This is a genomic window from Belliella pelovolcani (genome assembly GCF_900156785.1).
Classification (GTDB): Bacteria; Bacteroidota; Bacteroidia; order Cytophagales; family Cyclobacteriaceae; genus Belliella; species Belliella pelovolcani.
Window position 1 is genome coordinate 1 of record NZ_FTOP01000021.1, and the last position, 12,239, is coordinate 12,239.

Consider the following 12,239-nt stretch of genomic DNA (forward strand, 5'->3'; position numbering starts at 1 on the left):
AAAAAGACCTCTATCAACTACTACCTTCAAACTGGGAACAGTACCGACCTAAATAAAATCCATTCTTTACAAGATGGGGTTGGTCGGAGGGATACATAAGTTTTGCACTTTCTTGATCAATTTGATCAATTAATTTAAACCGCTCCGAGGCTCTAAGCTTTTTTTCTTTATCAAATAACCCTGTAAACAGCTCTTTAATTGAGGTGACAAACTCTTTTTTGGGTTTGAATTTGGATAGTTCTTTTACGAATGCATTGTTTACATCTTCAGCTCTGAACCTTACCCCACACTTGGAGGAGCAATGGTAATAATAGTAATACTGCTTCCGTCCCTTGGAAGCACTGGCAGTAAGGTTTTTGGAACATTTCGGACAGGTCAGAAATCCACGAAGGGGTATTTCCTCTTGCGAAACAACGGTAGTTTTTCTTTTTCTCCCTCTATTTTGCAATGCTTCCTGTAATTCATAAAAAAAAGATTCAGTGATAATCGGTTTGTGGAGTCCCTTTACAAACATTGCGGGTTCATCTTTATAGGCAGGAACGAATATTTTTCCACAATAGAATGGATTCTTCAATACCCACCAAAGGTTCTTTAAGGTAAGTGTGGAACCCTTTCTTCTTATTTGCCTGCCAATCTCATCAATGCTATAGTTCGCCTCAACCACACTTTTAAAAACCCATAACAGCTCCTGTGCCTCTTTTTCATGCACTACTATTGTCGGCTTACCCTCCGGAGTGGTTATGTTTCTGTAGCCAAATGGTGCTTTTCGCGGCCAGCGCCCTTCTTTCCTCGCCCTTCTAAGGCCATGAAGTATATTCAGCGAACGTCTATCGTTTTCTACTTCTGGAGCTGCCAAATAAAACGCCAGCATCATTTTGTTTTCCGGAATGGACAAATCAAGAGGTTGCTCAATACCCTGCGGCTCAATACCCAATTTTCTTAGTGTACTGATCATTTGGTAAGCATCCCCAGCATTCCGACTAAACCTGTCCCATTTAGTAAATAGGATAAGATCAGGACACATGCTCTTTTTTCGGAAATCAATCATTAGTCCTTTCCAGGCAGGTCTTTCAAAAGTTTTTGCTGAAAAATCTTCCTATATCACTTTGAGAACTTCTATACCTTCTTTCCGACAATAGTTCCGAAGGCTCTCTTCTTGATGAGGAAGTGAATAACCTTTATCTGCTTGTTCGTCCGTGCTTACTCTGATGTATAGGATTGCTTTTCTCATGATTATTTTTTGGGTTAAAAGCTGCTTCGGCTAAGATACTAATGAAATCGAGTATAAACCTAGCTTGTTCTTTATCAACAGCCAATCCATTCTTCCTACAAACTTTTTCGACTTCTTCTGTTTTGAGCTCCCAACGATTTTTAACCATCTCTTTTTTTCTTTGTGAAAGGGAGATAAAATTGGTCTATTTGAATGGGGAAAAATCACACTGTATTTTGAAAGTGGGTTATTATTCCTGGTTTTGTAGTGTCAAATTTATGGGTGCAAACAGAAAGGACTTTACTGTAGTCTATTTTGCCTGTTTTGTGGCGGGAGGCGGAATTATATCGAACTTTTTCGAGGATATAGAAGCTATTGCTGAAGCGAAGTTTCTATTGGTCTAATTGCAGTTTTTCTTTAGTGCTATCGAAAATGAAAGGACATAGGAAAGGGGTAAAAGTAAAGAATAAGGTTTTAGTTTTTAATGTTAAAACTGATTTTTTGTTAAAATTTCTCAAAAAAATATTTTACTGAAAAAAAATCTTCTATTTTTTTTCGAGGGGTGTAAGAAATTAAATTTGGAGGTGTTTTTGGGCTTGAAAATGAAATTGCTTTAAAATGTCTCTAAATACATTAATTTGTATTTGAAAATTTTATCGTTAAGACCTCTAAAATGCAACTAGTTAAGATTTTTTTCTGAAAAATAAAATACCTCGAACTAGGTATTTTTTTATACAGATATATTTTTCAACTTAACCACCCAAACCATGCCAGTCATTGTACCGCATAGTCCGTATTTTCCCTAAATGTTTTCTTTATGGATTTGCAAACAAAAACATCTTCGCACCTATCATTCCTTCTGGCATCCATGGTCTTGGTCAATCTGGCACTCTTCCTAATGCCGAACAAGTCCCATAGCCGGCAATCCGATGTAGATTCCAAATTACCGCCCATTGGTGTTGACACTACCAATCTCCAGATGCAATCTTTCAACTTCAATTCAAACCTGATCCCCTTGGACTATAACCTGAAGGTGCAATCCCCACAGGCGGCTGCATTGGCAAAATTCTCTGATTCACCGATCGATCATACCTCCGGTACCGTCAGTCTCAGCATCCCCATTTATGAGATATCGCTTCCCGGCCTTACCGTACCGGTAAGGCTTGACTATAGTGCCTCTGGGATTAAGGTGGACGAAGTGGCTTCAAACGTTGGAATAGGATGGGTTTTGAACGCAGGGGGCATGATTTCCAGAAGCACCGTAAACCGTCCCGACATGGGTTCGTTCAGGGCATTCCCCGACAACCCATCCACTTTTTTTCCCAACAATGTCTTTACCTTCGATGATGCATATCCGGGGGGAAACCAGACACCGTACGAGTGGCTGAAGCTAAACCTTGAGGGGTGCATAGACTTTGAGCCGGATTTTTATTCGTTTTCCTTCTTGGGGAAAAGCGGCAAACTTATGGATTTCCAATCGGGCAATTTTATTCCATACCCCTACCAAAGAACAGTCTTTACAGGCAATACCGCAAAAGACGAATTTGGGAATATCTACATATTCGATGTGGTGGAAGGCTCCAACTCCACCAACAACTGTCCACAGCCCGGGTTGACGGGATGTCCCATTGTCGGAGGCTCAGAGACAAGGTTTCTTTCAAGAATCGTTACTGCCAACAGGGATACCGTGAATTTTGAATATCTGAACGAAAGCTATAACTATGCACATTCGGTGGTCGAGTCCAGGTACAGGACGATCACGACCGGACAGGGATGTACCACTTCCGAGCAGCTTGACGAGATGTGTATAGCCTACAACAATGTAAATGCCAAGGTGCTTTCCAAAATAACCTCGAACAGGGGGCATGAAATTTCCTTTAAGTTCAAGCAGTCCAACAGGACCGATCTGGCTGGAAGCAAGGCCCTTGACAGTGTCTTGGTCAAATATGAGGGGGTAACAATCAAGAAGGCCAAACTCCATACAGGCTATTTTTCGGCAGGCATCAGCAGTAAGTTCGGGTTGAATTTCCCGGCGGAAATAGGGTATAGGCTGAAACTTGATTCGGTAAGGATGGATGATGAGCTTTATGTTTTCCAATATAACCCGGGCCTTCCGGCAAGACTGCATTTTGGACAGGATTTTTATGGTTATTTCAATGGCTTGGACCCTGCCACCATGATTCCCACCCTTTCAACCCCGGTTGTTTATTCGGGGGCTAACAGATCTTCCTCGGAAAGCCATACGGCAATGGGGATGTTGAACAGGGTCATATACCCAACGGGGGGAAGTACCACATTTGCCTATGAGCTGAATCCCGGAATGGGGGGGCTGAGACTGAAGGAGGTGAACATGTACACCGACACCGGGATTCTTGCCATAAACAAACTATACAGTTACGCCGGTGCATTCCAGATAGGCATGCTGGGAAGCCATTCCTTCTACCAGACCAAAACCCAAAGACAGAGCCCAATAGACCAATGGCCCTTTTCATTGGTGTGTGATTATGCCGTGCTTAGCAACCAGGCATCCGATTTCTATAGCGTATGGCCAAGGACGGTCCGCTATTCCCAGGTTACAGAGACTGTCCAGCAGGGGGATACTTCCGGAAAAACAGTGTACCATTTTACCTCCCCGCAGAATATACAGGACAGGCCTTCAGATTTTACGGTTCAGGCAGACAATTCGGTATATACAGGCCTTCCGCTAAAAACTGAATATTATGCCAAGACCGGAAGTGCCTTCCATATCATAAATTTGGATTCAACTGTGTACAAAGTGTATTATGACGGCACCCTGAACAGCAACAGCCAACAGAGATTCACCAAAGTCCTAAAGGCTACACTCAGGGAAAGCGAAATAGAGGAAACCATGTTCAACCCATTCTATCCGGCAAGGTTTGACTATTTCTTCTATGATTATTTTTCCGCATTGCTAGCCCCCATAAAAAAAATAAGCAAGACATTCCATCCGGATCCCTCAAACAATACCTTTACCTCAACCCTGTCGGAGCTCAGCCATGATCCCGTATACGCCACCCTGTTGGAGGAAACATTCCAAGATGTAGACGGGAAGGTTTATTCCAGGAAATTCAGGTACCCCTACCAGTTTTCCTCATCAGTATACCAGGAAATGACCTCCAACAATATGGTGGGCATACCGTTGATGCAGTTGGATTTCCTTGACGGAAATGCATTTTCCGGGGTTATGAAGCCGGTCATGAAATCAGGTGAAAGGTATTTAGCCAGTGGGATCTTTATGTTTGAACCCGCATCACCCCTGGCATATACTTTCCCTACCATTTCCCCCAACCAATCTTTGGCCAATTGGAGGCAACAGGTATCGGATACCCAGTACGACGGTTATGGCAACCTCACGGGGTTTAGCGAGAACGGTGTCGGAAAGGTAATCCGATATGACCATAAGGGACTGCTTCCCGTACTGGAAGCCACAAATACAACCACCGCCGACGTGGCCTATACCTCTTTTGAGACCAATGAAAAGGGAGGCTGGACTTACAGCGGAACCCCGACAAACCTTAACGACGCGATGACCGGATCCAGGGTCTATCCCTTCACAGCCGGAACCAATATCACAAGGAGCGTATCGGCAAGTAGTGCAACCCCCTTTGTGGTCAGCTTCTGGGCGAAATCGTTTTCGGGGGCGGGAACAGTGACGGCAAACGGAACCACAACCGCCATCAACAGCAGTAGCTGGCAGTTTGTGACAAGGACGATAACCACTTCAGGTACCCTTACCATATCGGGGAGCAATGCCATGATCGATGACCTGCGGCTGCACCCGCTCAATGCGCAGATCAAAACCTATACACACCGGCCTCTTGTCGGTATCAGCTCGGTGACTGAAGCCGACGGCACCGTGCAGAGGTTTCAGTATGATGCCAATAGAAGGCTATGGCGTATTTTTGACGACAAGGGGAATATCCTAAGCCAATATGAATACAGATACAAATCTGGACCTTTACTATGACCGCCATGAAAAGGATATTCACACTCTTCCTGTTGGGCATTTATAGCATTGCCCCTTCCTATTCGCAAAACGTACCCAACGCGGTAACCACATCGACAGCATCTTCCACTGAGGTGTTGACCATCCCCTCACACACTTCCGGGGTCAACCTCAGCTTTGTAAGGGAAGTCATACCGAGAACTCCAGTGACATCTATTGCTAGCTTCCCCTCAGAAACACAAGCGACCACAACCACTAACTATCTTGATGGATTAGGACGGCCAATCCAAAAAGTGGTCTACAGGAATTCACCAACCCTCAAAGACATCGTACAGCCAGTGGTCTACGACCAGGCCGGCAGGGAGAAATATGGGCTGATGGCCTATCCTTCGGCAGGTACAACAGGCAAGTTCAAACTTTCGCCCGGTACGGAATACAACTCCAGACTTGCTACCATCTATGCCAACGAGGGCAATTTCTTTACCCGAATCCAATACGAAAAATCCCCTAGAGGAAAACAAGAAAAAGTATCAGCTCCAGGCAATAGCTGGTCCGGCTCAAATAGAGGAGTCACTTCCAACGAAAGGCCCAATACGCTTTCAGAAGATGTCAAAATACTGAAGTACGCTAATCCAACAGCCTCAAAGCCCACGCTAGTAGGTGCTTATCCAGCTGGTGACCTGTGGGTAAGTGAGCAGATCAATGAAGATGGATTCAGAACATTGTCCTACACTGATAAGCTAGGTAGGCAAGTCCTCACCAAAGTGCAGGAAGTAGCAAGCCCTGGAAATAACCATACAGGATGGCTCTGTACTTATTATGTATATGATTATAAATCCCAACTCAGGTATGTACTCCCTCCAAAAGCAGTAGAGAATCTTTTGTCTAACTCCTGGGATGTAGAGGGAACTACTGTCAACAACTTGTATTTCAAATACACCTATGATGTCAGGGGTAGAGTCATCGAAAAGGTCATTCCCGGAGGAGGGATACATTACATGGTCTATGACCAACGAGATAGACTGGTTTTCCAGCAAGATGATTTTCAAAAAACCCAAAATTACTGGCTAGTATATAAATATGATGGCTTGGACCGCCCTACTCAGGAAGGAAGATGGGATTCCTCTGCAAGCAGAGCTACACTACAGACGAATCAAAATAATAATAGCAATTATGCCAATAGCATTACCCTAACAGAGCTTTTTGTAGAGTATTATTATGATTCTTATAACATCAATAGTTCCACCCACACTTTTAACACAGCTTTTAATAACCAGTTTGTATCTGCCCCAGTACCTACCAATAAGATCCACGGAAAACTAACAGGTACAAGGGCAAAAGTGTTGGGGACTACCAACCATTATGTCACCACAGTCAATTTCTACGATGATAAAGGTAGGGTCATCCAGACCAAACAAATCAATCCATTCAATGGAGGCACATCTTATACCACTAACAGTTATGATTTTGTTGGCAACCTCACCAGATCATATCATGTCCAAAACAAAACAGGTGTGAGTGTTGATGTAAATGTTTTGAAAAATTACACTTATGATCATGCCAATAGATTGTTGTCCATAACACAAAGGATAGATACTGGTGCTACTGTCACCTTAGCAACTTATACCTATGACGAACTAGGTCAGCAAATATCCAAAACCATGGGTGGTGGATTACAGACAGTCACCTATCAATACAACCCTAGGGGTTGGCTTACACATATCAACAACCCAGAGAATCTGGGTGCTGCTACATTTGGCATGCGCTTGTATTATGATTTTGGCTATACCACGCCGCAATTTGCAGGAAATATTGCAGGACAAAGGTGGAAAAGTGCCGCCAATGGTGTAGAAAGAACCTATGGCTATACTTATGATCCAGCAGCAAGATTGAAGGCGGCCCATTTTCGAGCCAAATCTGGCACAAGCTGGACTGCTGAATCTGATCGATACACCGTCGATAACCTGAACTATGACAAAAATGGCAACATCACTGGCTTGAGGAGAAGAGGACAGACTAGTCCTTCAGCATTTGGAATCATTGACAACCTGACTTACACCTACTCAGGCAATAGGCTCACTCGCGTAGTGGATAGTATAGACAAGACAATAGGTCTTGGGGATTTTAAACAGAACAGCACGCAGACTACTGCATATACCTACCTTGCCAATGGCAACCTCGCTAGAGACCTGAACAAAGGCATGGATTCAAACATCACCTATAACCACCTCAATCTCCCAGCTGTCATTCCCCTCAACAATGGCACTGCTGGCCGGGTAGAATATACCTATGATGCTACAGGTGTAAAACTTCAGCAAAGGGTTTACACAGGAACCACACTAACCAATACTACTAATTACCTCAATGGCTTTGTCTATGAAGGGAATGTGTTAAAACACTTTGGTCACGAAGAAGGTAGGAATGTTGCTGAGGGGGGAGAAATCTATCAAGAATATTTTCACAAAGATCACCTTGGCAATATCCGTCAAGTAGTCAGAGATGCTCAATCTACCATGCTGATGGCTACCATGGAAATGAATGCTGCCGAAGAAGAAGAAACCAACTTCGAAAACCTCCGAGAAAGCCGTCAGTCAGACCACCGTCACAATACTACAGAAGGTGGAAATAGGGTAATTTGGCTTAATGCAGACAGAGGCAGGGTTCTTGGACCAATCCGAACCCAAGAAGTACAGCAAGGGCAAACACTCAATCTAAGTGTACAAGGAAAATTTGAAGATCAAAAGAAATCCACTAACTTACCCCTGTTTGCGGGAGGATTTGCAGACAAGGAGCGACTGATCCAAGGCCTGACAGAATCAGGCAACCGACTAAGCAAAACAGGAGGAGAGCTGGCAGTCATAAATGTACTCTGGCTTATCCTCAGAGACCTAGGAGAGAAAGAAGTCCCCGAAGCCTACATGGCCTACAGCCTCTACAACAGTGATAGTGTAGAAGTAGCCCGAGGCAAGCATCCGCTTTCAGAGGCTTCAAAAAACAAACACGAATTCCTTTCAGATACGCTGAAAGTAGAAGAAGATGGTTATATAGAGGTCTATCTAGTCAACGAGACAAGTGAGAATGTGTGGTTTGACGACTTCACCGTCCAAAGCACCACCCCAATCATCGTCCAAGAATCCCATTACTTTCCCTTTGGAAGCGAGCTCACAGGCCTAGCCTACAGCTACAACAACCACACAAACCGTGAAAAATTCAACGGCAAAGAATTCCAAGACGAACTCAACTTAGGATGGTACGACTACGGGGCTAGGATGTATGATCCATTATTAGGAAGATGGGGAGTTGTTGATCCCTTGGCGGAGCAGATGCGAAGGCATTCGCCTTACAACTATGCCTTTGATAACCCGATAAGGTTTACCGACCCAGATGGCATGGCACCTTTTGATCAAAATGGCGCTTTGTCAAAATTTAACGAAGATCTGGACCTAGACCGTATACTACAAGTAGAAAAGCAAGTCGATGTTTATAAAAGAGCCCAAGGAGATGAAAAAAATGATAAAGTTTATGAAGGTTCTACGCTTCCAGAGTTTACGGTTTCTGCTCCACGGTCATTTGACGGTGTTTTGGGAAGGGCAGCAGACAGGTGGATGACAGAAGGCAAAAACTATTCGACCTATGGTATAAAAGGAAGAGAGGGACTTGGTGGAGATACTGAGTGGTGGCGAGACACAAAGCGTGCTATTGGGTATGGCTATAGTCTCATCAATAATACGATGTTGGCGACCTTCCAAGCAGCAGAAATGGGGGCTGAGTTTGCTTCCGGGAATGCCGCTAAGACGAGTAGTCGAGCATTTTTCTCAGGTGCAGGCACGGAAGCAAGAGCACTAAATGAAGGATTTACAACACTAAGTCAGACACGAGCTGGGCAGAATCTCATGAAAATGACAGAAGGCATGCCATACTATCCAGGTTCGCAAGCATATAATTGGTGGGCACGACTCTCCTCTACATATGCGAAAGGCATTCCCAAAGGAAGCAATGTTAATGTCTTTTTAAATAATCCTTCTCCAACAGGAATATGGAACGCCGTCGAAAAGCCAATTCTTCAGCAGAGAAGAATAAACATAATTTATAGATGATGGAAGCTATGGACATTAATAAGATAATAAGCGAAATCATTCCTCCTGACGATTATCAGCATAGAAATGGATTCTCAAATGAGCAATTAATTGATAATCTGAGTGATGTGGAAATATTTAAAGTGGAAACAGAGCTTATCACGATGCTACAGAAAAAACCTGATATGCTTATTGTTGAAACTTTAGGCTATATGAAGTCTGAAAAGTCTCTCCCTGTTTTGTATGAATTACTGGAAAGTCTGAATGATGAGATGGCAAAGATCATTACAGCTACTTCAATATTTGAAATCAATCAAGATCAAAAAATGATTGAGAAATCAAAAGCTTCTTTCAAAACAATCAAAGACAAATTCCAATTAATTTCTGCATTTCACTATTTGATAAGAATGCAAGATTCGGAAATCTCAAAACTCATTCAGGAACACACTACAAATTCAGATTACTTGATCTCATATAATGCTAAACAAGTCTTAGGAATATCATGAGGTTTTTTGAAGTAATAATAAGAAATTGGTTTACAGGAATGATACTGTTTGTTTTAACTGCACTTGTTCTAAGTCTGAACACTACAAATGCAGCTATTACTCCTCCTTATGTTCAAGAAAAAGCAACCTCTTTGTTTTTTCATAAGGAAATTTCCCTAATAGCTTTCAATGTTATTGAAAATAATTTAGAGAGTTGTTTTCAAAATAAACTGAATTTAGTAGATTATAGAAGTAGGGTGTTGGCTTCTAAAGCTATTGCCGCTAAGGGGGTAACGAGAGTTTTAGCCAAATTTTATCCTGCCAATAATGGATTTTTGGGAGCATTTTGTCGATAAGCTTGAAGATGGTCTGCTTGTCCTCGTCCTCCATTTTCTGAATAAGCCTGAGCTGCTCTACTGCTGTCTTGTCCTCAATGACGACTTCGGACGGCATACTGGTTTTATTAAGGGTACAGCCTCAATTACTTTTATGAATAACCCATCACCTTCATTCAAACCGTCTGATGCGGGTGGGTATGTTGGGGAACCGGGCGGGCGGTGGCCTTGCGCGCTGATAGGATTTCTCCAACTTGATTTTTTGGTTACTTTTTTGATCAAGCAAAAAAGTAAGAGGAAATAATCTATCTACTATAAATATTTTCTCTCACTTTCGATAAACCTAACTTAACATACCCTTTCCTTTGAACACTAAAATTCTCAAAACCAGATAAATTTGAAGATCAAAAGAAATCTGCTAAATTGCCTATATTGGCAAGTACATTTACCAATAAGGAAAACCTTATCCAAGGCCTAACAGAGTTTGGCACAAAGGTATCTCCTGGAGTAAATCAACTTGCAATTCTAAATATTCCGTGCTTAGCGATTTGGGAGAGAAAGAAGTTCCGGAAGCCTACATGGCCTTCAGCCTTTACAACAGTGATAGTGTGGAGGTAGCACGAGGTAAGCATCCGCTTTCAGAGGCTTCAAAAAACAAACACGAATTCCTTTCAGATACGCTGAAAGTAGAAGAAGATGGATACATAGAAGTATATCTGGTCAATGAAACATCAGAAAACGTTTGGTTTGACGACTTCACCGTCCAAAGCACAACCCCAATCATCGTCCAAGAATCGCACTACTATCCATTCGGTAGCGAACTCACAGGTTTGGCATATAATTATAATAACCATATAAACCGTGAGAAATACAACGGCAAAGAATTCCAAGACGAACTCAATCTAGGATGGTATGACTACGGTGCTAGGATGTATGACCCATTGTTGGGTAGATGGGGAGTTGTGGATCCGTTGGCAGATCAAAGAAGTTGGCTGACACCGTATAACTATGTCCAGAACAACCCAATTATTAGGATTGATCCAGATGGAAGGTTGGATGACTATTTTAAGAATCAAGATGGGGAAGTTCAATGGTTTAATAATTCTTCGCAAGGTTTTTCAGATTCGGGTGGTAATTCTTGGTCAAATATTGGTACTGAGCTTATAGATTTTGATGGATCTGCTTTAACATATAACTGGCAAACTGGTAATGAATTTTCTGGTTTTAAATTGCATTCGGAAAGATTCGATGCGGTTTCTGGACAAGGGTTAGACCCCACCGGTTATTGGAACCGAACTAGGATTTTCGACTATTCAAGAGATAGGCAAAGGATTCGTGATGTAGGGCCTGTTCCCGAGGGAACGTACTCGATTAATAAGAGACCATTTGTGCCGGGTTCGAATGAAAGCGGGTTTCAGCAGTTTGAAGATATTGATCTTGTAAGGAAAATGGTTGCTCCACTAGGTGGTTCAAACTGGCCGGGAGGCACCCATTCATGGGGTGAGTATAGATGGAAATTACAAAATGAAGGGGCCCAAACTTTTGGGAGGGATAATTTCTACTTGCATGGAGGAGGACTTTGGGGTAGTAGGGGTTGTATTGATTGTGGAGCAGGTATCAATGCTTTTACTCAATCATTCATGAATCGTGACCTTGGTAATGAAAAGGTGGTTCTCAGAGTTAAATATCCTGAGAATTTGCGTTTTAATATTCAAAACAACCCGACAAATCAAGGTATTAAGTTTTTAGATCGATGACTATGAAAAAAATACTCTTCTTAGTGGTAATAAATGTGATCCCGTCTTTTATCGTTTTATCGATTATTCTTGATTTATATGATGCTATCGTAAACCCTGGCTTATTTCCTTTCGGAAGTGAGTTCTTTAGTCCTTACTCCATTTATAAACATAAAAGATTATTTATAGCATTCAATTTGGTGGAGTTGTTGTCCCTTGTTATGTTGATTGTCACAAGTATATTACGAAAATGGAAGCTTTATTATGTTTTACTTGTAATTAGTATTGTCTTAATTATATATAGAATGATAGCTATTCAATAAAAAACACAAAAGACCCGGCACTGCCGGGCTTTCGTGTTTTATGCGCTGAGGAAGTTCTGCACCTGGCACTTGAAGGGGAATGCGTCCATCAGTGCGAAGATGTGATT

General features: G+C 42.4%; 7 protein-coding genes and 1 pseudogene. 6 read left to right on the plus strand and 2 right to left on the minus strand.

The features are described 5' to 3' along the window. Positions 1-13: 13 nt before the first annotated feature. The gene (locus tag BW935_RS18720) at positions 14-709 is read right to left on the minus strand and encodes a recombinase family protein (RefSeq protein ID WP_262484378.1); all 696 of its coding nucleotides are present in this window, start codon (positions 707-709) and stop codon (positions 14-16) included. A 75-nt stretch (positions 710-784) separates the two neighbouring features. After that, positions 785-1,231: pseudogene (locus BW935_RS18805) on the minus strand (recombinase family protein); the annotation flags it as partial. Positions 1,232-1,488: 257 nt separating this feature from the next. Here BW935_RS18805 and BW935_RS18810 point away from each other — a divergent pair. The 6 genes from BW935_RS18810 (at position 1,489) to BW935_RS18500 (ending at position 11,830) form a co-directional block, all read left to right on the plus strand. After that, positions 1,489-1,614, plus strand: a complete 126-nt coding sequence (locus BW935_RS18810) for a hypothetical protein (RefSeq protein WP_262484377.1) — start codon at positions 1,489-1,491, stop codon at positions 1,612-1,614. 413 nt (positions 1,615-2,027) lie between these two features. Continuing rightward, complete coding sequence (locus BW935_RS16510) at positions 2,028-5,198, plus strand: hypothetical protein (protein ID WP_076502895.1); 3,171 nt, start codon at positions 2,028-2,030, stop codon at positions 5,196-5,198. Positions 5,199-5,203: 5 nt separating this feature from the next. After that, positions 5,204-9,274: a DUF6443 domain-containing protein gene (locus BW935_RS16515; protein WP_217695382.1), complete on the plus strand. Its 4,071-nt coding sequence runs from the start codon at positions 5,204-5,206 to the stop codon at positions 9,272-9,274. Continuing rightward, on the plus strand, positions 9,271-9,759 hold the full coding sequence (locus BW935_RS16520) for a hypothetical protein (RefSeq protein ID WP_139325565.1): 489 nt from the start codon (positions 9,271-9,273) through the stop codon (positions 9,757-9,759). The genes BW935_RS16515 and BW935_RS16520 overlap by 4 nt, the downstream gene beginning before the upstream one ends. Then, complete coding sequence (locus tag BW935_RS18495) at positions 9,756-10,094, plus strand: hypothetical protein (protein ID WP_175606688.1); 339 nt, start codon at positions 9,756-9,758, stop codon at positions 10,092-10,094. The genes BW935_RS16520 and BW935_RS18495 overlap by 4 nt, the downstream gene beginning before the upstream one ends. Before the next feature lie 515 nt (positions 10,095-10,609). Further along, on the plus strand, positions 10,610-11,830 hold the full coding sequence (locus tag BW935_RS18500) for an RHS repeat domain-containing protein (RefSeq protein WP_076502898.1): 1,221 nt from the start codon (positions 10,610-10,612) through the stop codon (positions 11,828-11,830). Positions 11,831-12,239 lie beyond the last annotated feature (409 nt).

Bases quoted from the DNA above. Each gene is read 5' to 3' on its own strand.
- BW935_RS18495 (WP_175606688.1), top strand. From the start codon at position 9,756: ATGAGGTTTTTTGAAGTAATAATAAGAAATTGGTTTACAGGAATGATA.
- BW935_RS16515 (WP_217695382.1), top strand. From the start codon at position 5,204: ATGAAAAGGATATTCACACTCTTCCTGTTGGGCATTTATAGCATTGCC.
- BW935_RS16520 (WP_139325565.1), top strand. From the start codon at position 9,271: ATGATGGAAGCTATGGACATTAATAAGATAATAAGCGAAATCATTCCT.
- BW935_RS16510 (WP_076502895.1), top strand. From the start codon at position 2,028: ATGGATTTGCAAACAAAAACATCTTCGCACCTATCATTCCTTCTGGCA.
- BW935_RS18810 (WP_262484377.1), top strand. From the start codon at position 1,489: ATGGGTGCAAACAGAAAGGACTTTACTGTAGTCTATTTTGCCTGTTTT.